This is a genomic window from Novosphingobium sp. BL-S-33 (assembly GCF_056857025.1).
Genome location: NZ_CM166474.1, coordinates 12,145 through 33,890 on the forward strand (window position 1 = coordinate 12,145; position 21,746 = coordinate 33,890).

20 protein-coding genes are annotated in these 21,746 nt (G+C 65.9%); 6 read left to right on the plus strand and 14 right to left on the minus strand.

Features of this window, described 5'->3' with window-relative positions; translation table 11 throughout:
- Positions 1–16: 16 nt before the first annotated feature.
- The 5 genes from AC1VVM_RS00045 to AC1VVM_RS00065 all read left to right on the plus strand — a co-directional run bounded on the left by AC1VVM_RS00045 (position 17) and on the right by AC1VVM_RS00065 (position 6,910).
- Complete coding sequence (locus AC1VVM_RS00045) at positions 17–829, plus strand: AcvB/VirJ family lysyl-phosphatidylglycerol hydrolase (RefSeq protein WP_482904752.1); 813 nt, start codon at positions 17–19, stop codon at positions 827–829.
- A complete protein-coding gene (locus AC1VVM_RS00050) occupies positions 826–1,275 on the plus strand; it encodes a DUF2147 domain-containing protein (RefSeq protein ID WP_482904753.1) in 450 nt (149 codons plus the stop codon). Before AC1VVM_RS00045 ends, AC1VVM_RS00050 begins: the two co-directional genes overlap by 4 nt.
- On the plus strand, positions 1,257–3,854 hold the full coding sequence (mprF, locus tag AC1VVM_RS00055) for a bifunctional lysylphosphatidylglycerol flippase/synthetase MprF (protein ID WP_482955552.1): 2,598 nt from the start codon (positions 1,257–1,259) through the stop codon (positions 3,852–3,854). Before AC1VVM_RS00050 ends, mprF begins: the two co-directional genes overlap by 19 nt.
- A 487-nt stretch (positions 3,855–4,341) precedes the next feature.
- Positions 4,342–5,307 carry a magnesium/cobalt transporter CorA gene (gene corA, locus AC1VVM_RS00060; protein ID WP_132386953.1) on the plus strand — a complete coding sequence of 322 codons (966 nt, stop codon included), beginning with the start codon at positions 4,342–4,344 and terminating at the stop codon, positions 5,305–5,307.
- A gap of 784 nt (positions 5,308–6,091) precedes the next feature.
- A complete protein-coding gene (locus tag AC1VVM_RS00065; RefSeq protein ID WP_132386955.1) occupies positions 6,092–6,910 on the plus strand; it encodes a ferredoxin--NADP reductase in 819 nt (272 codons plus the stop codon).
- Positions 6,911–7,127: 217 nt separating this feature from the next.
- Here the strand turns inward: AC1VVM_RS00065 and AC1VVM_RS00070 are convergent, their stop codons facing one another.
- From AC1VVM_RS00070 to AC1VVM_RS00085, 4 genes are read right to left on the minus strand one after another with little or no spacing between them, the layout of a single operon-like run.
- Positions 7,128–9,851: a xanthine dehydrogenase family protein molybdopterin-binding subunit gene (locus AC1VVM_RS00070; RefSeq protein ID WP_482904755.1), complete on the minus strand. Its 2,724-nt coding sequence runs from the start codon at positions 9,849–9,851 to the stop codon at positions 7,128–7,130.
- On the minus strand, positions 9,848–10,339 hold the full coding sequence (locus tag AC1VVM_RS00075) for a (2Fe-2S)-binding protein (RefSeq protein ID WP_482904756.1): 492 nt from the start codon (positions 10,337–10,339) through the stop codon (positions 9,848–9,850). Before AC1VVM_RS00075 ends, AC1VVM_RS00070 begins: the two co-directional genes overlap by 4 nt.
- Entirely contained in the window at positions 10,336–11,205 is an 870-nt protein-coding gene (locus AC1VVM_RS00080; RefSeq protein WP_482904757.1) for an FAD binding domain-containing protein, read from the minus strand. The genes AC1VVM_RS00075 and AC1VVM_RS00080 overlap by 4 nt, the downstream gene beginning before the upstream one ends.
- The gene (locus AC1VVM_RS00085; protein ID WP_482955553.1) at positions 11,202–11,915 is read right to left on the minus strand and encodes an SRPBCC family protein; all 714 of its coding nucleotides are present in this window, start codon (positions 11,913–11,915) and stop codon (positions 11,202–11,204) included. Before AC1VVM_RS00085 ends, AC1VVM_RS00080 begins: the two co-directional genes overlap by 4 nt.
- A 198-nt stretch (positions 11,916–12,113) precedes the next feature.
- Here AC1VVM_RS00085 and AC1VVM_RS00090 point away from each other — a divergent pair, with 198 nt between their 5' ends.
- Positions 12,114–12,905, plus strand: a complete 792-nt coding sequence (locus tag AC1VVM_RS00090) for an SDR family oxidoreductase (RefSeq protein ID WP_482904759.1) — start codon at positions 12,114–12,116, stop codon at positions 12,903–12,905.
- 172 nt (positions 12,906–13,077) lie between these two features.
- On the opposite strand, the gene AC1VVM_RS00095 is transcribed toward AC1VVM_RS00090, so the two are convergent.
- The 10 genes from AC1VVM_RS00095 to AC1VVM_RS00140 form a co-directional block, all read right to left on the minus strand.
- Entirely contained in the window at positions 13,078–13,446 is a 369-nt protein-coding gene (locus AC1VVM_RS00095; RefSeq protein ID WP_482904760.1) for an EthD domain-containing protein, read from the minus strand.
- Positions 13,447–13,518: 72 nt separating this feature from the next.
- Entirely contained in the window at positions 13,519–14,226 is a 708-nt protein-coding gene (locus tag AC1VVM_RS00100; protein ID WP_482904761.1) for a hypothetical protein, read from the minus strand.
- An 18-nt stretch (positions 14,227–14,244) separates the two neighbouring features.
- Positions 14,245–15,462, minus strand: a complete 1,218-nt coding sequence (locus tag AC1VVM_RS00105) for a toxic anion resistance protein (protein ID WP_132386971.1) — start codon at positions 15,460–15,462, stop codon at positions 14,245–14,247.
- Positions 15,463–15,555: 93 nt separating this feature from the next.
- Entirely contained in the window at positions 15,556–16,392 is an 837-nt protein-coding gene (gene fdhD / locus AC1VVM_RS00110) for a formate dehydrogenase accessory sulfurtransferase FdhD (RefSeq protein WP_482904762.1), read from the minus strand.
- 40 nt (positions 16,393–16,432) lie between these two features.
- Positions 16,433–17,422, minus strand: coding sequence for an aldo/keto reductase (locus AC1VVM_RS00115; RefSeq protein WP_482904763.1), 990 nt, complete (start codon positions 17,420–17,422; stop codon positions 16,433–16,435).
- Complete coding sequence (locus tag AC1VVM_RS00120) at positions 17,422–18,378, minus strand: Gfo/Idh/MocA family oxidoreductase (RefSeq protein ID WP_482904764.1); 957 nt, start codon at positions 18,376–18,378, stop codon at positions 17,422–17,424. The genes AC1VVM_RS00115 and AC1VVM_RS00120 overlap by 1 nt, the downstream gene beginning before the upstream one ends.
- A 69-nt stretch (positions 18,379–18,447) precedes the next feature.
- Entirely contained in the window at positions 18,448–19,353 is a 906-nt protein-coding gene (locus tag AC1VVM_RS00125) for a class III extradiol dioxygenase subunit beta (RefSeq protein WP_482904765.1), read from the minus strand.
- 1 nt (position 19,354) lies between these two features.
- Positions 19,355–19,807, minus strand: coding sequence for a protocatechuate 4,5-dioxygenase subunit alpha (gene ligA, locus AC1VVM_RS00130; protein ID WP_482904766.1), 453 nt, complete (start codon positions 19,805–19,807; stop codon positions 19,355–19,357).
- Positions 19,804–20,829: an amidohydrolase family protein gene (locus AC1VVM_RS00135; protein WP_482904767.1), complete on the minus strand. Its 1,026-nt coding sequence runs from the start codon at positions 20,827–20,829 to the stop codon at positions 19,804–19,806. Before AC1VVM_RS00135 ends, ligA begins: the two co-directional genes overlap by 4 nt.
- A gap of 2 nt (positions 20,830–20,831) precedes the next feature.
- Positions 20,832–21,695, minus strand: coding sequence for an NAD(P)-dependent oxidoreductase (locus AC1VVM_RS00140; RefSeq protein ID WP_482904768.1), 864 nt, complete (start codon positions 21,693–21,695; stop codon positions 20,832–20,834).
- Positions 21,696–21,746: the final 51 nt, after the last annotated feature.

Here is a 21,746-nt window from a genome sequence, read left to right on the forward strand (position 1 = left end):
CGCGCATGCAGGCAGGATGACAAGCCGTGGTTTTCCCCAAGGTGAGGCCAAAAACGCGGCCAGAATCTGGGGTCGCAGAGTAGCCGTCGTCCTGATCGCCGTCCTCGTTGCGGCGGCACTCGGGGTGGCTGCGATCCTGACATGGTACGGCGCCTTCGACGCCAGCCCGTTCCGCGAAATCCCGGCGCGGGCCGTCGGGAATGGGGCCGAAACCAGTACAGGCAAAGGCTATGCCGCCGTGCTGGTGTCGGGCGACCTGGGCCCACGCGCCGGAATGGGCGCACCAGTGGCCGGTCTGCTGGCCGAACATGGCGTCGCCACGGTTTCGGTCAATTCGCTCAATTACTTCCGCGTGCGCCGCACGCCCGCCGATGTCTCCGCCCTGCTGGGCGAAGCGATCCGCCGCGCCATGGCGCTTGGCCATGTCGACAAGGTGGTCGTGCTCGGCCAGTCGTTCGGCGCGGACATGGTCCATGTCGGGCTGCAAGGCCTGCCGGCGGACTTGCGCCGCCACGTCTCGCTGGTGGTGCTGACGGTGCCGACGCGCACTGTGTTTCTGCGCGTCTCCCCGCTCGAATGGCTGGACCGCACCACGCCCGACGCCATGGCCATCGTCAGCGCCCGTGCGCTCGACTGGGTGCCCGTGGTCTGCATTCGCGGCCGCGAGGAGCCGGACAGCCTCTGCCCGCTGCTGCACCTGCCGCGCCTTACGCAAGTCGCCCTCCCGGGCGACCACTATCTCGAACACAATGCCGACCGGCTGTTCATGGCGATCCGCGACGCCTTGGCCGGCCATTTCCACACCGCTTTCCCGGAGCCTGCCCCATGATCCGCCGCGTCTTCAGCCGCGCCCGCCTGCTTGGCCCTCTGTTCCTTGGTATCGTCCTTGCCGCCGTGGCGCCTGCGGGCGCAGTGCCCACGATTGCCCAGCCGCTGAGCGTGAGTCCCTACGGACGCTGGCTCAATCCGGCGGGCGATGTCGAAGTCTCCGTCGCGCCTTGCGGTTCGCTGCTGTGCGGCACGGTCACATGGGTCGGCGGGCAGGCTCTGGCCGACGCATCCGATGCCGGCGTGCAGCACCTTGTCGGCACCCAATTGCTTCAGGGCTACCACCGCGAAGGCGCAGGAACCTGGCAGGGTGAAGTCTTCGTGCCCGACATGGGTGCGACATTCTTCTCGCGTATTCACCAGCCCGATCCCGGCCACCTGAAGATCAGTGGCTGCATCCTCCACGGCCTGCTCTGCAAGTCGCAGATATGGACCCGACGACCGTGACGACACCGCTGCACAGACGCCTCGCGCACCTGAAACCGCTGGCCGAAAGGCTGGCGGTTCCTGCGCAACTGGCGCTGGCGGCTTTGGTGCTGATCCTCGCCGGGCTCAGCCTGCGTCACATGGCGGCGACGTTCCATTTCCACGCCGTGCTGCGTGACGCCCGCGCGCTGCCGGTCTGGCGGCTGGCGCTGGCATTCGGCTTCACGGCGGCAAGTTACCTGCTGCTCACCATCTACGACGTGATGGCCCTGCGCGCGATCGGGCGGCCGCTGCCGTGGCGGAGCGCCGCGCTGGCTTCGTTCACCAGCTATACGCTGAGCCACAACCTTGGCTTCGGGATCATCACCGGCGCCGCGGCGCGCCTGCGCGTCTACGGCGCGAAAGGCCTCACCACCGGCGATGTCGCGCGCGTCACCGCCATTGCCGGGGTGACGTTCTGGGCTGGCGTGCTCGCCTCTGCGGCACTGGCCCTGCTGGTCCATCACCTGCCGCTGGTGATTTCCGGCCGAGTCCTGCCGCTGACCGCGCAGCATACCGCCGGCGCGGTGCTGCTGGTCGTGCTCACCGTGGCCGCGCTGACCGGCAAGCGCTGGCACCTTCCCGGCCCCGGCGGCATGGCCCGCATGACCGTGGTGGCACTGGCCGACATCGGCGCCGCCTGCGCCGCGCTTTTCGTGCTGCTGCCCGATGCCGCCCCGGCGCTCTACGCCCCGCTCCTGCTGGCCTATGTGCTGGCGATCGTCGTCGCGCTGGTGAGCCACGTGCCCGGCGGACTCGGCGTGTTCGAGGCGACCGTGGTGGCGCTCTGCCCGCAAGTTCCGGCGGGCGCGCTGCTGGCCGCGCTGCTGGTCTACCGCATTGTCTATTACCTCGTACCGCTCGCGCTCGCATTGGCGCTGCTGTTGCGCCACGAGCATGCGCGCTGGAAACGCCCGGCGGGCCTTGCCCTGAAAGCGGGCGAGACCATGATTACCGCGCTGGCCCCCCGCGTCATCGCGCTGGTCGTATTTCTCGGCGGCGGCGTGCTGCTGCTTTCAGGCGCGACGCCCGCCCTGCCCGAACGCATGGCGGCCATTCGCGGCGTGGTGCCGCTGCCCTTCGTCGAAGCCTCGCAGATCGCCGCCAGCCTTGTCGGCACGCTGCTGCTGATCCTTGCCCCCGCACTCTATCGCCGGCTCGACGCCGCGTTCCTGCTGACCCGTGCGCTGCTGCTGGCCGGCGCGGTGTTCTCGCTCGCGAAGGGGCTCGACTATGAGGAAGCGCTCACCCTGCTGGCGGTCGCCGGCGTGCTGCAACTGGCGCGCAAGGGCTTCTGGCGCCGCACCGCGCTCACCACCGACGTGATGAGCGTCAACTGGGTGCTCGCGATAGTGGCGACGATCACGCTGGTGATCGTCATCGGCTACTTCACCCAGACTTTCCCCGCCTATCGCGGCAGTCTCTGGTGGAAGTTCGCGTGGTCGGGCGATGCCTCGCGCTACATGCGGGCCAGTTTCGCGACGGCCGTTGCAACCGGCGCCTTCGTGGTGCTCGCGCTGCTGCGCCCCTCGCACCACTGGGCCCTGCCCGATGAGGCAGCAGTCGATGTCGACGCAGCGCTGCTCCACGCCACCCGCTCGGAATCGATGCTGGCACTGACCGGCGACAAGCTGTTTCTGGCGGGGCCCCATAGCCGCAGTCTGCTGATGTACCAGGTGCGCGGCCATTCGTGGATCGTCATGGGCGATCCGGTGGGCGAGAAGGCCGACTGGCCAGACCTGCTGTGGCGCCTGCGCGAGCGCGCCGACGCCAATCAGGGCCGCGTGCTGCTCTATCAGGTGACGCCGGACGTGCTGCCCATCGCCATCGACATGGGACTCCAGCTCATGAAATACGGCGAGGAAGCACGAGTGGACCTTGCCCACTTCAGCCTTGACGGACCCACCGCGCGGCCGCTGCGCCACGCCATGCGCCGGGTGGAGCGCGAAGGCGCGGAATTCGCCATCGTTCCCGCCGCGCGCGTGCCCGCGATCATGGCCGAGCTGCGCGCGGTCTCGGACGAGTGGCTCCACGCCAAGGGCCAGCGCGAGAAGTCCTTCAGCGTCGGCCGTTTCGACGAGGCCTATATCGCCCGCTGCGACGTGGCGGTCGTGCGGCGTGAAGGCGCTATCGTGGCCTTCGCCAATCTCTGGAAGACCGCCGGGCGCGAGGAGCTTTCGGTGGACCTCATGCGCCACCGCGCCGAAGTGCCCTATGGCTGCATGGACTTCCTGTTCACGCGCCTGATGCTGTGGGGGCGGCAGGAGGGCTATAGCTGGTTCAACCTCGGGCTCGCGCCGCTGTCCGGCATCGAGGCACGGCGACTGGCACCAACGTGGGCACGCGCGGCGGGCATGCTGTTCCGCCACGGCGCCGCGTTCTACGGCTTCGAGGGGCTGCGGAACTACAAGGAAAAGTTCGCTCCCGTGTGGGAGCCGCGCTTCATTGCCAGCCCCGGCGGCATCGCCCGAGGTCGCGCACTACTGGACCTTCAGGCCCTGATCGGCGACAGCCGCGGCGCGGCACGCCTGCGCGGATCGCAACGGCGCACGGCTTCGTGAGGGGGTATTCGATACTACTGAGTCCCGCCAGCCCGCTCATCGCCAACGGATAACGCCCCAGATTAGCAGGTGCAGTTGCTTTCCCCCACTCCGCTCATCCTGAGCCTGTCGAAGGATGGAGGCCTCCCGCCCCACCTCGGGGGCTTCGACAAGCTCAGCCTGAGCGGGATTGAAGGAATAGCTCGTGGGAAACCAGTGCAACGCGAAGAATCGCCTCAACAGCAGCACAGAACATCAAATCCGCTACGCAGACCCCCAAAAAACCCACGTCGCCCCCGCGAAGGCGGGGGCCCCGCTTCCTTGCAACTTCTCATCCCGCGCAACAGAAGCGGGATCCAGCCTCACCGAAATTAGAGAGACGGCTCGCATCGAGCCGGACGCCACCTCACCTCATAGCCTTCTCCACCCCGCCCCGCGCACAAGCGGTTGTCGCATGCCGCGACCTGCCGCTAAAGTCGCGCCCCAATCCCTTGTTTCGGGACCAAGAATGACCGTCATTGCCGCCCAACTCTACCACAAGGGCCGCCCCGCCGAGCCCGTATCACTCGAAAGCTGCCCACCGATGCGGCAGGAGGGGGACTTCGTCTGGATCGGCCTCTACGAGCCGACCGAGGCTGAACTGCGCTCCGTGCAGAAGACGTACGGCCTGCACCCGCTCGCCGTGGAAGACGCGCTCAAGGCGCACCAGTTGCCCAAAGTGGACGTTTACGGCGACCAGCTTTTCGTCGTCGCCCGCACCGCCCACCTGCTGAACGACGCCATCGCTTACGGCGAAACCTCGCTGTTCGTCGGCAAGCATCACGTGATCTCGGTCCGCCACGGCTCTGCACGCGCGCATACGGAGCTACGGGCCCAGCTCGAAGCCGCGCCGACGCTGCTATCGCACGGCGTGGACTATGTGCTCCACGCCATTCTCGACTTCATCGTCGACGGCTATTTGCCGATCGTCGAGACCATCGAGGAAGAAGTGCTGGAGATCGAACAGCAGGCGCTCGACGCCTTCCTCGACCGCGAGCAGGTCATGCGCCTGTTCGGATTGCGCCGCGAGCTGATCCGCTTCCAGCGCGTGCTCGGCCCGATGGGCGAAGTGTGCAGCAAGCTCGTCCACCTCGACATGCCGTTCCTCGACGCCGCAGTGAAGCCCTATTTCAGCGACGTGCTGGACCATGTGCGCCGCGTGGAATCGATGGTGGCAAACTTGCGCGAAGTGCTCACGTCGGTGTTCGAAGTCAGCCACCTGCTGGAATCGCAGCGGCAGAGCGAGATCACCCGCCAGCTTGCCGCCTGGGCCGCGATTCTCGCCGTGCCGACCGCGATTGCCGGGATCTACGGCATGAATTTCGAATTCATGCCCGAGCTGCACTTCCGCTACGGTTACTACGGCGTGCTGGGCGCGATCCTGCTGCTGTGCAGCATGCTCTATGCGTGGTTCCGCCATACGAAATGGCTCTAGGCACCGGCAAATTGCCGGGCACCCAGAGCCATCGGGGGACACGCATAAGAAACGCCCGGACCTGAACGCGGTTCCGGGCATCCGGCCCACATTCCTTAGCCTCGTCCCTGAAAAACCCTCTGGTCGTCGACGTCCCCCTTTTCGTCATTGCGAGCATAGCGAAGCAATCCAGAGCCGCTTGGCACACCCCTGGATTGCTTCGCTATGCTCGCAATGACGAAGGCTGGGGCACTCCGAAACGGAATGGCCGAACGGAATGGCCGAAACGGAATGGACCTCCTTCCGCCCCTTTCGCCCCCGCAAAACCCCTGCTTGGCCGCCTGTTAGAAATCCTCGCTCCATTATTGCAACTGGTTATCATTAGCTATAACGAGTTTCGCCAAGGAGTGAGTCATGCATGCAGTCGCCGGGCCGAGGGCGCTAAACCCGCGCAGATGCAGGCGTTTTGCGCCTGCCGTCACGCATGCCCGCTCCTTGACTGCCCCCGCCAGCCTGACCATCGGCGCTTTGCCGCGGGTTCCGCGCAGGCGCGCCGCCGCCTCGGCCGCCCATTTTCGCCTTGCCTTGCCGCGTATGACAGGTCATTCGCGCGAACGGTTTCGACTCACGCCGATGAATGGGCGCATCATTGGCGAGGACGAGGCGATCCTGTTCGGCCTGCGGACCAGATCACGGTCTGCGCGGCGACTTCATGCCCTGTAATGCAGGGTTAAACGCCCCAAGAAGACACCGCCGCCGACAGTATTTCCCGGACACAGCATTTTTTCCGAAGGATTCGATAGTAATGAGCGATAGCGCCGCCGATACGGCGACCCTGACCCCCACCGGCGCATTGACGGTTGAGGAAGTGCTGTCGGTCCATCACTGGAACGACCACCTCTTCAGCTTCAAGATCACCCGCCCCTCGACCTTCCGCTTCCGCTCGGGCGAGTTCATCATGATCGGCCTGCCGGGCGACAACGGCAAACCGCTGCTGCGCGCCTATTCGATCGCCAGCCCGGCCTATGCCGAGGAACTGGAGTTCCTCTCGATCAAGGTGCCGGACGGCCCGCTGACCTCGCGTCTGCAGCAGATCCAGCCGGGCGACCAGATCTACCTCGGCCGCAAGCCGGTGGGCACGCTCGTCGCCGACGCGCTGCGCCCGGGCAAGCGCCTGTTCCTGTTCTCGACCGGCACCGGCCTCGCGCCGTTCCTCAGTCTCGCCCGCGATCCGGACATCTACGAGCGTTTCGAGCAAATCCTGCTGGTCCACTCGGTCCGCCGCGTCAGCGATCTGGCCTTCCGCACCGAACTGGAAAGCCAGCTGGCCGACGATCCGCTGATCGCCGACGAGGCGTTGTTGCAGTTCCACTACCTGCCGACCGTCACGCGTGAGGACTTCCACACGCAGGGCCGCATCGGCAACTTGATCGAGGACGGCCGCCTGTTCATCCCGCAGCTTCGCGGCCCGGCCAAGCTCGATCCCGAGACCGACCGCATCATGCTCTGCGGCTCGATGGCGATGATCCGCGAGTTCGAGCACAGCCTTGAAGCCGCGGGCTTCGAGGAAGGTTCGAACAACAAGCCGGGCGACTTCGTGATCGAACGCGCGTTCGTTGATTGATCGGATCGACCGACCGAATACGAAAAGGGGCGCAGCGATGCGCCCCTTTTCTTTTGTGCTCACCACCCCCGCATACCAAAATCCCCGTCGCCCCCGCGAAGGCGGGAGCCCCGCTTTTTTTGGCAACGTGGGCGTAAGGAGACAGGAAGCGGGATCCCCGCCTTCGCGGGGATGACGGGGTGGTTTGGGTTGGCATACTTGGTGGAATACCCGAGCGTTAAGCCCTTTCGCCGGTCACCTTGGCCGAGCCGAACATGCCCATCTTGCACTTGCCGGTGATGGTGTCGCCGCCGATCTCCAGATCGTACTTCAGCGTGATCTTCATCGGCTTCTCGACCTTGAGATCGAAGCGCAGCCGGTTGCCCTCCACCGTGCCTCCGGCGAAATCCTGCCGCCCCTCCGGCGCGGAGAGATAGCCACTGAGCGCCGTGCCCTCGACATCGAAGTGCGCCACCATCGCCTGCGGACCCATCGGCGTCTTCAAGATCATGTTCCAGTCGCCCTCCGGCCCAGCCGAAGACTGCGCAGGTGCTTCCGCCACCGGCTCCGACACTACCGCGACAGGCTCCGCAACCATCGCCTCAACCTTCACCGGCTCCGGCGCGTGGACACCGGAAACGTCGCGCTGCTCGATCACGTCGAGAATGCGCGCCGGCGTCAGCGGCAGCACGACATCGCCCAGTTCGCCGAAGGGCGTGAGCGCGTCGGCAATGGCGTTCACCAAAGTCGGCGGCCCGATGATCGCCCCGCCCTCCCCCACGCCGCGCATGCCGCCGATGGACTTGGACGGCGTGTTGGCATGAACGAATTCGAACGTCGGCACGTCGCTGATCGACGGCAGCATGTAGTCCTTGAACGTCGCCGCCTGCGGATTGCCGCGCCCGTCGTAAGGCATCTCTTCCAGCAGAACCATGCCGATGGCCTGCGCCAGACCGCCGGAAATCTGCCCTTCGACCACGGCAGGATTGATCACTGTCCCGCAGTCCTCCGAGGAGATCCAGCGCAGGATCTTCACAAAGCCGGTCTCCGCATCCACTTCCACCACGGCCAGATGCGTGGCGCTGGTGAAGGTCATCGGCGGCGGCTGATAGCGGAACTGCATTTCCAGCCCGCTTTCGAAGCCGGGGGGCAGACGGTCCGGCTCGCCATAGGCAATCGCGGCGATCTCCGCGAGCGGGCGGGCCATTTCCGGCGCACCTTCCACGCGCACCGTGCCCTCATCGATCACCACGCTTTCGATGCTGGCGTTGAGCAAGTGGGCGGCCAGCGTGCGGACCTTGTCCGCCAGCATTTCCGAACAGCGGATCGCCGCGCCCCCGGCAATCACGCCCTGCCGGCTGCCCGCCGCGCCGGGACTGAAGCCGCCGCGCGCGGAATCGCCCTCGAACACGGTCACGTCCTCGTAGCGGACGCCCAGGCGGTCGGCGATGCACTGGGCCATCGTCGTTGCCGTGCCGTGGCCCTGCGAATGGGTGGAGAGCGTGGCGGTGACTTTTCCGGTCGGCTCGATCCGCACTTGCGCGAGTTCGCCGGTCATCGGCGCCATCGATCCGGCCGAGCCGGTCGGCTCGACATAGGACGCGATCCCCACGCCGAGATAGCGCCCCTCCGCCCGCGCTGCCACCTGTTCGCGCCGGAACGCCGCCATGTCGAAATGATCCAGGAGCTTTTCGAGGCATTCGCCGGGCGTGATGTCGTCCAGCGGAATGCCCATCGAGGTGACCATGGGCTGGTCCTTCAGATAGACCAGATTGCGCCGCCGGATCTCGATCGGATCGATGCCGAGTTGCCGCGCGGCCCGGTCCAGCATGGTCTCGCGCACCAGCGATTCCATCGCCCAGGGCCCACGATAGGCGGCAAGGCCGTTGGTATTGGTGTACCACCCGCGCGAAACGAAGGCATAGGCGGGCACGCGATAGGCCGCCCAGACGAACATGTGCACGGCGATATTGCTGTCCGCCCCTTGCGGGAACGCGCCGTTGTTGCAGTCATAGATCCCGTGCGATCCGGTCAGCCGCCCTTGCGCGTCGAACCCGGCCTGCAAGGTCATTTCCGCCTCGCGCGCCTGATTGGAAGCGGTCAGCGCCTCGTATCGGTCCTCGATCCACTTGAGCGGCTTGCCCATGAGCAGCGCGGCGACGATCACCGCGCTCTCTTCCTTCCACGGATGGTTCTTGAGGCCGAAAGAACCGCCCACGTCCTTGGCGATCACCCGGATCGCGGTATCCGGCAAGCCGAGTGCAAGGCTGACCCAGCGCGCGACCAGATGCGGGCTCTGGCACGTGATCCAGAGCGTCAGTTCCTCCGGCCCGTCGCGCGAGGCCAGCACTCCGCGCGTTTCCATCGGCGATTGCGAGATGCGCTGGTGGACGATCCGGTGGCTGAGGCGCAGCGCCGACCCGGCGAGCTTGTCCTCCAGTTCGTCCTCGATCTCCTCGTCACCGATTTCGGCCGCGACATTGCTGTCCATGCCGGGATGGATCGGTGCCGCCACCTTGGCCTGCGCGATGGTGACGACCGGATCGAGTTCCTCGTACTCGATCTCCACCAACGAGGCGGCGTCTTCCGCCTGTGCGCGGGTTTCGGCGGCGACCAGCACCACCGGCTCACCCGCGTAGGACACATAACCGTCCGCCAGCGGCGTGATCGGGACTTCCGCCTCGGTAAAGAAGAACGAGAGCAGCTTGATCGGCCGCGCGGCAAGGTCCGCCATGGTCAGCACGGCATGGACGCCGGGCATCTCACGCGCGACTGCAGTGTCTATCGAGACGATCCGCCCACGCGCGATCGGACTGCGCGCGAAAGCGACGTGCAACATCCCCGGCAGCGTCACGTCATCGACGAACTGGCCGCGCCCGGTCAGCAGGCGCGGGTCTTCCTTTCGGGGAACGCGCTTGCCGATCCAGCGGGTGGCGCCGAGGTTGGAATTGGGGGCGTTCATTCAACCGCTCCCGCGCCGACAGTGCCCTCGGCCAGCGCCTTGGCGGCGCGGCGGATGCCCTGATAGCCGGTGCAACGGCAGATGTGGCCGCTCATCGCGGAAACCAGCGAGTCCTCGCTCGCTTTCGCTTCCCCGCCGGTGAGCGCGGCGAAAGTCATCAGCACGCCGGGGGTGCAGAACCCGCATTGCAACCCGTGCGCCTCCCGCATGGCCTGCTGGACGGGGTGGAAAGTGCCGTCCGGCGCGGCGAGGCCTTCCACCGTCGTCACGGTGCTGCCATCGGCCTGAACCGCCAGCATCAGGCAGGATCGCACCGCGCGCCCGTCCACCATCACTGTGCAGGCACCGCAGACGCCATGCTCACAGCCGAGGTGGACGCCGGTGCACCCCGCATCGAGCCGAAGGTAATCGGCAAGGCTGGTGCGCGCCTCCACCACCGCGTCGCGGCGCTGGCCGTTGAGCGTCAATGCTATGGCGTGCTCGCTCATGCCGCCTCCCTCAGTTGCAGTGCTTCGCGCAAGGTCCGCGCGAAAATGCGGCGGCCGACCGTGCGGCGATATTCGGCGCTGGCGTGGTGATCGTCGAACGGCGCGGTGTCCGCCACGGCGAGTTCGGCCATGGCACGCGGATCGAGCGCGGAGAGCGAGGCGCCGGTCAGCGCCGCCTCCACCTGCCGCATCCGCACTGGCGTCGGGCCCATGCCGAACCATGCGAGACCCACACGGGTCAACGTATCGGCCTCGACCACCGCCGCGCCAACCATGCCGACCAGCGCGAAGTCGCCGGGCCGCTGCGCCACTTCGCGGAACAGCACAACGTGCCCGTCCGGCCAGTCGGGATAGATGATCCCGGTCAGCAGTTCGTCCGGCTCCAGCGCGGTCATGTAGGGGCCGATGTAGAAGTCGGCGGCATCGACAACGCGGGTGCCGCGAGTCGAGGTAATCTCCAGCCGGGCCCCCAGTGCCACCGCCGTAGCGGGCATTTCCGCCGCCGGTTCGCCCAGTGCCACGGAGCCGCCCACAGTGCCGCGATTGCGCGTCTGGTGATGGCCGACATGACCCAGTGCCGTGACCAGCGCGGGCAGATGCGCCGCCAGCACCGGATCGGCCAAGGCATCGGCCTGCCGCGTCATCGGGCCGACGCGCGTGCCGCCCTCCGCGCGGGTGACGCCCTGCAAGGCCGCGATCCGGCCGATGTCGAGAAGAATGAAGGGCTGGCTCATCCGCAAGTTGAGCAGCGGCATCAGCGTCTGCCCACCCGCGATCACGGTGGCTCCCCCGCCCGCTTCGGAGAGGATGCGGCAGGCCTCCTCTATGCTGGAGGGGCGCTCATAGTCGAAAGGCGCGGGCTTCATCGCCGCGCTCCGCCGCGGCCCGCCTCAAAGGCGGCGGCCGCAGTGACGATCAGCAGGACCAGCACCACCAGCATTTCCACCTGCATGTGCGCCGAGCCAAGCAGGAAACCGGCCAAAACGGCCATGACCAGCGCCGCCGTCCAGCCCCAGATCCCGCCCGCCGCCGTCGTCGCCATCACCGTGGATGGCGCCAAAGCGACGGCACCTGCCGCAGGTCCCCCGACCGCTGCGGCAGGTGCCGTCACCCCGGGTTCGGCGGGTGCGTTGCCCCCCGCAACGACCTCCCCGAACTTCGCGAAGAACTTGCCAGCAAGATTCTTCGCCGTGGCATCGATGATCGGGCCGCCGAGCTGCGCCATGCGCCCGCCCACTTCGGCATCGACCTCGTAAGCGACCAGCGTTCCCCCGTCCGCCGTGTCGCTCAGCCTTACTTTCGCTCCCCCCTTCGCCGTGCCGGCAACGCCCCCGTTGCCCGACCCGGTGATCGTGTAACCGTTCGGCGCGTCCAGATCGGACAGTTCCACCGCACCCTTGAACCGCGCGCCGATGGGGCCGATCTTCACTTCCGCCGCTGCCACGAAACGGTTCTCCCCGTCCCGTTCCAGCGACTGACAGCCCGGAATGCTCCGGGCGAGAATCGCCGGATCGTTCAGCGCCTCCCACACCTTCCGGCGCGGCGCCGCGACCCGCTGCTCGCCCGTCATCTGCATCCCGCGCTCTCCCCGTCCGCTTGTTCGCCGTCTTATCCGGTGGCGGATTGAACGCGATCCGGTTGTCTTTCGCAAGACTTATGAGCGGTACTGTATCTTATTCCCCCCGGCGATGAAAGGTCCGGGCGCTGGCGGCGATGCTGCGCTGCGATTACCACTCTGCCCGCAAAGCCCCGCAAAGGAGGCAGGAGGAGAGCCATGAGCGCAACCGTCATCATCACCGGAGCCGCCGGCGGCATGGGCATCCCCAGCGCTCGGCGCTTCGCCGCGCAGGGCCGCCCGCTGCTGCTGTGCGACGTCAATGCCGACAAGCTTGAGGCCTTCGCCGAGGAACTGCGCAGCGAGGGCGCCCGGGTGACCACGCTAGCCGGAGACATTTCCGCCGCATCCTTCCCGCAGGATCTTGTCGCCGTGCTGGGCGATGCACCGCTTCACGCGCTGGTGCACACCGCCGGGCTCTCGCCCACCATGGCGGACCCGCTGCGGATCCTCGAGGTCAACTATTTCGCCACCGAGCGCCTTGTCGCCGCGCTGCTGCCGCGCTTCGAAAAGGGCGGCTGCGCGGTGCTCATCTCGTCGATGTCGGGCTATCTGCTCAGCGATCCGGCCATGGTGGACGCGGTGCGCGACCTGCTCGCCGGCAAGGGCAGCGAGGGCATCGAGCGCTTCGCCGTCAATCCGGGCATGGGCTACACGCTGTCCAAGCGCGCGGTGATCGGTCTTGTCGGCCGCGAGGCTGCGGCGTTCGGCGCGCGCGGCCTGCGCATCGTCTCGATCGCACCGGGCTTCATCGACACGCCGATGAGCCAGGCCGAAGCCGAATCCAGCGAACAGATGCGGCAGATGATTACCATGACTCCGGCAGGTCGGCTTGGTCTGGGCGACGAGATTGCCTCGGTGGCGGAGTTCCTGTGTTCGCCGGGGGCTTCTTATATCAGCGGGTGCGATATCAAGGTGGATGGCGGGATTCTGGGGCGGTTGGGGATTTAAACTACGAGGGGCGGAGCCGCCCTTTCGCCCATAGCTCTCGTCGCCCCCGCGAAGGCGGGGGCCTCGCTGCCTTTTGCCACGCCGCGAGGAAGAAAAGCGGAATCCCCGCCTTCGCGGGGATGACGTAGTTTTTGCGGGTAGAGTTAAACCTGAACCCGCATTCTACCGCCTCTCACGCCTTCATGTCGCTCTCGCATTCCACCACCGTCGCAATCCGGAACGAGGTGCGGTCGAACAGGTTCGCCTCATCCGCCACGATTTCCTCGGGCATCAGGCTGGTGGTCATGTAGCGCAGGGTGCCGCGAAAGGTCGCCTCATCCTCGAACCAGAGTTCGGTGATGACATCGGGCCCATCGGTAAAGGCGCCCGTCTCGGGATGGACCTGTGGTTCGAGATAGCGGCGCACATAGCGCGAGAGGCCCTGCGAATAGCGCTCGGCCAGCGGGGCGTGGCGGGTTTCGTAGTAATCGCGGAACTGCTCCGGCGTCAGGTCGGGCCTGCGCTTCATGAACAACAGGATCTTGAACACTGTGCCAGCCATGCCTTCTCTCCCGGATAGGAGAGCGGCGTAACATCCGGCCCCGGCATGGCCCAACCGCCGGAGCGATAGCGCCTATTCGTCGCGCGAGTCGATGTACTTGGCCTCAAGGAAGCGCCCGCGCGTGGCCAGCGCATCAAGGTCGTTGCGCGAAAGGTCCAGGCTCATCGCCTCGATCTGCCCGGCGATCACGCCCAGCCCCTCGACCAGTTGCTCTGACGGCGTCGTGCCGCCCGCATGCGGCTTGTTGCGCAGTTCCGCCGGGATCCGCGTGTAGCTGTCCACCAGCGAAGGCAGGTGCTCGGACAGCAGCTTGCGCACTTCGTAAGCGGCGGGGCCCTTCTCTTCCAGCGCGGCGAGCTGCGGGGCGATCTGTTCGAGACGCACGCCGATCATGTCCACCGCGTCCACCGCCGCATTGGGCAATGCCCGGCGGCGGTTTTCCAGCCAGATCTCGGTCGACCCTGCCAGTTCCGGCAGGGTCGCGTTACCGAGATCGCCGACGTTGAGGCGCGGGCTCGACGGGTAGATCGACAGGAAACAGAACACCGCGAAAGCCAGCAGCGTGGTCAGCACCGTGGTGGTGAAGGAAAGTCCGCCGAGGATCAGCCCGGTGGTCAGCGCAACGATGAAGATGACCGCCACCGCCAGGAACGCTCGGCGCAATCGGCGCCAGCGGAACGCCCAGCGCTCCTTGCGCGCGTTGTAGAGCCGCGCTGCCCGCTGGCGGCGGGCGGCGCGGATGATGTCCTGATTCACGGCATTGCGAGACGTTTGCGGCATGAGACTAGTCTAGCAGGCTCAATCGAGCGCCTCCAGCAGCGCCTTCGCGGTCTTGCTGTCTCCCAGCGCGGCGGCGCCTTCGGCCTGCCCCTGTGCGCGGGCGATATAGGCTTTGGACTTGGTGACTTCGCCTTCCAGCGACTGCACCGTCTGCTTCATCGAATCGAGCGCCTGCATCTTGAAGGTGTCGATCGAATCCATCGTGTCGTAGATGTTCTGGAACGCGCGGCTGAGCGTTTCCAGCGGGATCGTCGAGTTCGCCGCCTGCTCGTGAATGCGCGCGGTGTTGTCCTTCAGCATCTGGCCGGTGCCGTCGATGATCTTTGCCGTGGTGGTGTTGAGCGCGGTAATCTGGTCCAGCACCAGCCTCTGGTTGGCCATCGCCTGCGCCACCGTAACCGCCGTGCGCAGCGCGCCGACCGTAGTGGTAGAGGCGCGATCGACGCCCTTGATCAGTTCGACATTGTTCTTCTTGACCAGATCGAGCGCGAGGTAGCCCTGCACCGATACGGCCATCTGCGTCAGCAGGTCCTGCGTGCGCTGGCGCACGTAGAACAGCGCGGATTCGCGCACGGCCTTGGCCTTGGCGGGATCGGTATGGTCGAGGTCGTTGGCCTTCTGCTCCAGCGTCTCGTCCAGCGCCTTCGACATGAAGATCATCTGTTCGAGCTTGCCCATGGCTGCCCAGAGGTTCTGGCGCTCCACATCGATGGCGGCATTGTCCATTAGCAGCTCGTCCTTGCCGCCCTGAAGACGGGCGAGGATCGCGCCGATATGGCCCTGCGCGCTCTGGTAGCTGTCGAAGTAGTTGCGCAGCTTGTTGCCCATCGGGATGATCCCGAAGATCTTGCGGCGCGAGAGCAGGTCGCCCTTGGTCGAGGGGTCAAGGTCTTCCACCGTGCGGCGCAGTTCGGCAAGGTCGGCGCCGACGCCCGCATCCTTGTCCATCGCGCGCACCGGGCGGTCGAGGAAGCGGTTGGACTGGCCCGAAGCCTCGGCGATTTCCTTGCGGCCCATATTGGTGATCTGGTCGACCCGGCGGCCGAAATCGGGCGAATTCACGTCCTGCGAGACGAGATCGTCGACGAATTCATCGACGCGCGTCTGCAACTTCGAGCGCTGCTCGTCTCCCACGGGCACGAGACCGGCCGCCCGCTCGGGCTGGACCACCGGCACCGGATCGGGAGGGGTCAGCTTGAGCTCGCCCGCGGTCGCCTGATCGGTCGTCGTCGCCATGGAAGAAAATCCCCGTCCTTCAAGAATTGCAGTCGTCTCTCGCGAATCTAGGTTCGACCGAAAAAACTACAAGCAAAACAGGAAGCCCCCCATTTACGGTTCGACGAGCGGCGTGCCCCCTTCGTCGGAAGGCTGGGTATCGGTGACGACCAGCATGGCATCGTCCCGCGCCACGACGCAGAGCCAGAGCCCCGCCGCGTGGGCCCGGCGCACCGCAAGATCGGTGGGGGCGGAGATCGTCACGAGCAGCGGAATACTTGCACGGACCGTCTTCTCGACCAGTTCGTAGGAACAGCGCGAGGTCATGACGACGAAGCCCTGCGCCGGATCGATGCCGCCGCGAACCAACGCACCGATCAGCTTGTCGAGCGCGTTGTGGCGGCCGACATCCTCGCGGATCGCCAGCAACATGCCCTCCTCGTTGCAGAACGCGGCGGCATGGGTGGCGCGGGTTTCGCGGCCCAATCGCTGCGCCGCATCCAGCGCGTCGAGCCCGCGCCGGATCGCCTCCGGGCTGGCCGCGCTTTGGCGCGAGAGGGTTGGCAGGGGGCGCAAGGCAGCCTCCACACCTTCGATGCCGCAGATCCCGCAGGAACTGTCGCCCGTGCGCCTGCGCGCGCGATCGATTATCAGCGAGAGGCGTTCCGGCGGCAGGTTTACACGGGCAACGTAGCCCGTGCCCCATTCGCCGTTCTCGACCGGATGGACAGCCACGTCGCCAATCTCACCCGCCGCCGCCAGTCCTTCGGCGAGCAGGAAGCCGGTGACGAAATCCTCGATCTCGATGGGGGTGGCCATCATCACGGCATAAGCGATGCCGTTGGTCTCGATGGCGATGGGCGCCTCGACCGGAACGGCGAAGCGCTCGGCCTCTTCCGTCCCGGTGCGATAGCTGTTGCGGCTGAGCCGGATCGTTTGTGCGCCATTCATAATGGCGAACTTAGCCCGACCGGCTCACGAGGTCACGCAATCACACGTAGTCCTCGGTGTCGATGGTGGGCTTGATCATGTCCGGGTAGCGATGACCGGCAATGGTCTGCTGATTCATCAGTTCGCCCGCCTTCTCCAGAATGCCCGCGTCGATTTCCAGCGCGGCGGCCGCGTGATTGTCGTCGAAGTGGGCGATGGAGCGGGTGCCGGGAATCGCATGGAGATGGTCGCCGCGCGACAGCACCCAGGCCAGCGCCAGCTGAGCCGGGGTGACGCGGATCGACGAGGCAAGCGCGTCGAACTCCTCGATCAGCGCAAGGTTGTGCGCCCAGTTCTCGCCGATGAAGCGCGGGAAACTGCGGCGCAGGTCCTTCTCGGTGAGCGTGTTCACATCGGTCAGCTCACCGCCCAGCGCCCCACGCGCGACGGGCGAGAAGGCGACGAGCGCGATCCCCAGTTCACGCGTGGCATCGAGCACGCCCAGTTCGACATTGCGTGTCCAGAGCGAATATTCGGTCTGCACCGCCGCCACCGGATGCACTGCGTGCGCCTCACGGATATGCGCGGTGGACCATTCGGACACGCCATAGGCGCCAATCTTGCCCGCCTCCATCGCGCGCACCATGGCGCCCACCGAGTCGGCAATCGGCACCTTCGGATCGAAACGGTGCATGTAGAACAGATCGATGTGATCGGTGCCGAGCCGCTTCAGGCTGGCGTCGAGCGAGGCGGTGATGCTCTCCGGCGCGCAGTCGATGCCGCGGCGGGCACCGTCGATCAGGATGCCGGTCTTGGAGGCCAGCAGGAACTCGCGGCGCCGGTCCATGATCGCTTCGCTCAAGATCTCTTCGCTGAGACCCATGCCGTAGATGTTGGCGGTATCGAAGTGATCGCAGCCTGCGTCGAGGGCGTGGCGGAACAGTGCGACCGCCTCCTCGCGAGACGGCGGATTGCCGTAGGCCCAGGCCACATTCATGCAGCCGAGACCGACGGAGTGGACCGGACGGCCCGCGAGGAGGCGTTTCGTCATCAGGACCAGCCGTCCTGTGCTTCGAGGCTCGCGGCCAGCTCGCCGATCACGCGGTAGCAATCGAGCACCTTGCCGACCGACGAGTTGGGCTCACGCCCTTCGCGGATGGCGGCGACGAATTCGCGGTCCTGCAGCTCGATGCCGTTGTTCGACACCGTGACGCCGGTGAGGTCGATCGGCTCTTCACGGCCGTTCACCAGATCGTCGTAACGCGCGATGTAGGTCTCGCTGTCGCCGATGTAGCGGAAGAAAGTGCCGAGCGGGCCGTTGTTGTTGAACGAGAGCGAGAGCGTGCAGATCGCGCCTGTCTCAGCCTTCAGCTGGATCGACATGTCCATGGCGATGCCCAGTTCCGGATGCTTCGGGCCCTGCAGCACGTTGGCGGCGACGATCTTGCCCGACTGATAGGCGAAGAGGTCGATCGTGTGCGCGGCGTGGTGCCACAGCAGGTGGTCCGTCCACGAGCGCGGCTGGCCCTTGGCGTTCATGTTCTTGCGGCGGAAGAAGTAGGTCTGCACGTCCATCTGCTGGACGTTGAACTCACCCGCAGTGATCTTGTTGTGCACGTACTGGTGCGAAGGATTGAAGCGGCGGGTGTGGCCGACCATGCAGACCAAACCCGTTTCCTTCTGCTTCGCGACAACCGCCTCGGCATCGGCCCAGGTGTCCGACAGCGGGATCTCGACCTGAACGTGCTTGCCCGCGTTCATGCAGGCGATGGCCTGTTCGGCATGCATCTGCGTGGGGGTGCAGAGGATCACGGCATCGACATCGGGCATGGCCAACACTTCGGCCAGATCGGTGCCGGAATGCGGCGCGCCGTACTTGGCGGCGACTTCGGCAGCCTGTTCGGCCGAGCGGCTGATGACCGAGGCGATCTCTACGCCGTCGATGTTCTTGAGGCCGTCGAGGTGCTTTTCACCGAAAGCGCCGGCGCCGACGAGGGCAATACGCATGGGAATCTCCTTGGAAACTCTATCAAGGGAAGGAGCATGCCGGCGTCAAGCACCGGCACGCGGAATCGATCAGCCGATCAGGGTTTGGGCTTCGGCATTGTTGCCTTCGATCGTCGTCGAGGGCGGCACGTCGCCGTTCACCGGCTCCAGCACGATATGGCCGACCGCCGTGTTGCTGGCGGGCACATGGTAGAAGCGATAAAGTTCCCGCGTTTCCTTGCCCAGCGCGCCGCGCATGATCAGCCACATGACCATCTCGATGCCTTCGCTGCCGGTTTCGCGCAGGTATTCGATATGCGGAATGCACCGCAGTTCCTGCGTATCGCCCGAAAGCTTGTCGAGGAACATGTTGTCCCACTCGCGGTTGATCAGGCCGGCGCGGGGGCCCTGAAGCTGGTGGCTCATGCCACCGGTGCCCCAGATCTGCACGTTGAGGTCTTCATCGAAGCTTTCGACGGCGCGCGCGATGGCCTCGCCCAGCGCCCAGCAGCGATTGCCCGACGGCGGCGGATAGGTCACCACGTTGACGGCGAGCGGGATCACCTTCACCGGCCACTTGGCAGGCTTGCCCAGCACCATCGACAGCGGAACGGTAAGGCCGTGGTCGACATCCATCTCGTTGATGATGGTCATGTCGAACTCGTCGAGGATCAGGCTCTGGGCGATGTGCCAGGCAAGGTCCGGATGGCCTTCCACGTCAGGCACTTCGCGCGGGCCCCAGCCCTCGTCCGCCGGCTTGTAGCTTTCGCCGCAGCCGATCGCGAACGTGGGGATGATCTTCATGTCGAAGGCCGATGCATGGTCGTTGTAGACCAGGATCACGACGTCCGGCAGGTTCTCCGCTTCCCACTTCTGGGTGGGCGCGAAGCCTTCTTGGATCGGCTTCCAATAGGGGTCTTCCCACTTGTCGAAGTCGGACGCGACGCCGAGCGCCGGGATGTGGCTGCAGGCGATGCCGTGCGTAATGCGGGCCATCTTAGCGGTGCTCCTTGATGGAGCGCTGGCCCTCGGGCGAGCGTCCCCCGGCGATCATCATCGCCTGATAATCCTCGACCGACATGCCGGTCATCGTCGAGACGGCCTGAAGGAAGCTCAGGCCATCGGTCGAGAAGACCTTGGCGAGGAAGTAGATGTTGCCGCCCAGATCGAGCAGGCGGTTGTAGTCGCGGGCGAGAACGGCCAGCTTCTGGTCCTCGGTCATCGGCCATTCGTCGAGATAGGCACGCTCGTCCGCCTTCCAGCGCTCGCGGTTTTCCGCCTTCATCAGGCTCATCGCGAACTGGTTCAGGTGATAGCCCTGACGCGCGCGCTTCGCCGTGTAGACGCGCGTGCCCGGAATATCGTCGAACTCACCGAGATAGGCATGGATGTCGATCGGACCGCCAGCGTTCGGGCAAGGATTCTTATCCGTCGGATTCTTGGCGTTCACAGGCCTCGTTCCTTCAGCTTGGCGTCAAGGCGCGGGAAGACCTTGCGCACATTGCCTTCGAAGATCGCGTGGCGCTCCTCATCGGAAATGTCGAGCGCGTCGACATAGCGCTTGGTGTCGTCGAAGTAGAAGCCGGTCTGCGGGTCGATCCCGCGCACCGCGCCGACCATTTCGGAGCCGAACAGGATGTTCTTGTTGTCGATCACGTCGGCCAGCAGGTTGATGCCCGGCTGGTGGTAGACGCAAGTGTCGAAGAACACGTTGTTCATGATGTATTCGTCAAGCGAAGGCTTCTTCAGCATGTCCGCCAGACCGCGATAGCGGCCCCAGTGGTACGGCACCGCGCCGCCGCCATGCGGGATGACGAAGCGCAGCTTGGGGAACTTCGCGAAGAGATCGCCCTGCATCAGCTGCATGAAGGCCACGGTGTCCGCCGCGATGTAGAAGCCGCCGGTGGCATGCATCGCCGGGTTGCACGAACCCGAGACGTGGATCATCGCCGGAACGTCCAGCTCGCACATCGCCTCGTAGATCGGGAACCAGTATTCGTCCGTCAGCGGCGGATGCTCGAAGTGGCCGCCGCCCGGATCAGGGTTGAGGTTGCAGCCGATGAAGCCCAGTTCCTCAACGCAGCGGCGCAGTTCCTTCACCGAGGCGGAAAGGTCCGCCTTGGGGCTCTGGGGCAGCATGCACACGCCCACGAAGGTCTCGGGGAACATGTTCACCACGCGGGCGATAAGATTGTTGCAGTGGACCGCCCATGCCTCGGACACCGCCTGATCGCCGACGTGGTGCGCCATGGCACTGGCGCGCGGGCTGAACACGGTAAGATCGGCGCCGCGCTCCTTGATGAGGCGAAGCTGGTTGTCCTCGATGGTCTGGCGGATCTCGGCGTCCGAGATTTCCGGGTAGGGCGGCGCGGCTTCGCCGGCCTTGAACGCGGCGATCTGGGCTTCGCGCCAGGCGTCATGCGCCTTGGGCAGGACGGTATAATGTCCGTGACAGTCGATGATGAGCGACATGCTCAGTTCTCTCCCTTGAGTACGCCCGCCGCGACTGCTGCCGCAAGCTTGGCTTCGAATCCTTCGGGCGGCGGCACAATGCCCAGCGCGCCCAGCGCCTGCTGCCAGGCGACGGTGTTTTCGGTCATGAGCGGCGGAATGCCCAGCGAACGCAGCATTTCCGCGGCCTCGTCCATTTCGGCGGCGCGGCGGCGGCCGTGGACCAGCATACGGTCGAGATTGTAGTCCGCGCGTTCCGCCCAGGGAATGGTCTTCTCGCTGGCATCGAGCGAAGACAGCACCTCGTCCGCCACGCCTTCGGCATGGGCGGCCATCATCATCTCGGCGGTCAGCGCCTCAAGGCCCTTGACCATGACCGAGCGCACCAGCTTGATCGCCGAGGCCCGGCCGACCGCATCGCCGACGACGCGCACATTGGTGAAGCCTACCGCCGTCAGCGCGCCTTGCGCTTCTGCGGCATCGGGGCCGGAAACCAGCAGAGGAACCTTCATCCGCGCGGGGTTCACCGGGGCGAGCACGGCCACATCGACATAGCGCCCCTTGCCGGTAGCGATGGCCTTGGAAGCGGCCCGCTTGGTGCCGGGGGCTACTGAATTCATGTCGCAGAACAACGCGCCCTCGCTCAGCAAAGGCGCGACGGCTTCCGCCACCAGCGGCGCAGCATCTGCGGTAACGAGCGAAAGCACCAGCGAGGCGCCCGCAAGCGCTTCGGCCGCGCTGTCGCAAGCGGTGATGCCGAGTTCGGCCATGGCGTCCCGGCGTTCGGGAAGAATGTCGAAGGCACGAGCCTGCCCGGCCCAGTCTCCAGCTCCCGCAAACGTCGATCCGGCCTCTCCGAACCCGATAAGGGCAATGGACCTGTTCATTGGGGCACCCTGCGCTCACCGCAGGGAATCCACCAATCGAAACCGACTTCC

Coding starts and splice junctions, on each gene's coding strand:
- AC1VVM_RS00045 (WP_482904752.1), top strand. CDS start 17: ATGACAAGCCGTGGTTTTCCCCAAGGTGAGGCCAAAAACGCGGCCAGA.
- AC1VVM_RS00050 (WP_482904753.1), top strand. CDS start 826: ATGATCCGCCGCGTCTTCAGCCGCGCCCGCCTGCTTGGCCCTCTGTTC.
- mprF (WP_482955552.1), top strand. CDS start 1,257: ATGGACCCGACGACCGTGACGACACCGCTGCACAGACGCCTCGCGCAC.
- corA (WP_132386953.1), top strand. CDS start 4,342: ATGACCGTCATTGCCGCCCAACTCTACCACAAGGGCCGCCCCGCCGAG.
- AC1VVM_RS00065 (WP_132386955.1), top strand. CDS start 6,092: ATGAGCGATAGCGCCGCCGATACGGCGACCCTGACCCCCACCGGCGCA.
- AC1VVM_RS00070 (WP_482904755.1), bottom strand. CDS start 9,851: ATGAACGCCCCCAATTCCAACCTCGGCGCCACCCGCTGGATCGGCAAG.
- AC1VVM_RS00075 (WP_482904756.1), bottom strand. CDS start 10,339: ATGAGCGAGCACGCCATAGCATTGACGCTCAACGGCCAGCGCCGCGAC.
- AC1VVM_RS00080 (WP_482904757.1), bottom strand. CDS start 11,205: ATGAAGCCCGCGCCTTTCGACTATGAGCGCCCCTCCAGCATAGAGGAG.
- AC1VVM_RS00085 (WP_482955553.1), bottom strand. CDS start 11,915: ATGCAGATGACGGGCGAGCAGCGGGTCGCGGCGCCGCGCCGGAAGGTG.
- AC1VVM_RS00090 (WP_482904759.1), top strand. CDS start 12,114: ATGAGCGCAACCGTCATCATCACCGGAGCCGCCGGCGGCATGGGCATC.
- AC1VVM_RS00095 (WP_482904760.1), bottom strand. CDS start 13,446: ATGGCTGGCACAGTGTTCAAGATCCTGTTGTTCATGAAGCGCAGGCCC.
- AC1VVM_RS00100 (WP_482904761.1), bottom strand. CDS start 14,226: ATGCCGCAAACGTCTCGCAATGCCGTGAATCAGGACATCATCCGCGCC.
- AC1VVM_RS00105 (WP_132386971.1), bottom strand. CDS start 15,462: ATGGCGACGACGACCGATCAGGCGACCGCGGGCGAGCTCAAGCTGACC.
- fdhD (WP_482904762.1), bottom strand. CDS start 16,392: ATGAATGGCGCACAAACGATCCGGCTCAGCCGCAACAGCTATCGCACC.
- AC1VVM_RS00115 (WP_482904763.1), bottom strand. CDS start 17,422: ATGACGAAACGCCTCCTCGCGGGCCGTCCGGTCCACTCCGTCGGTCTC.
- AC1VVM_RS00120 (WP_482904764.1), bottom strand. CDS start 18,378: ATGCGTATTGCCCTCGTCGGCGCCGGCGCTTTCGGTGAAAAGCACCTC.
- AC1VVM_RS00125 (WP_482904765.1), bottom strand. CDS start 19,353: ATGGCCCGCATTACGCACGGCATCGCCTGCAGCCACATCCCGGCGCTC.
- AC1VVM_RS00135 (WP_482904767.1), bottom strand. CDS start 20,829: ATGTCGCTCATCATCGACTGTCACGGACATTATACCGTCCTGCCCAAG.
- AC1VVM_RS00140 (WP_482904768.1), bottom strand. CDS start 21,695: ATGAACAGGTCCATTGCCCTTATCGGGTTCGGAGAGGCCGGATCGACG.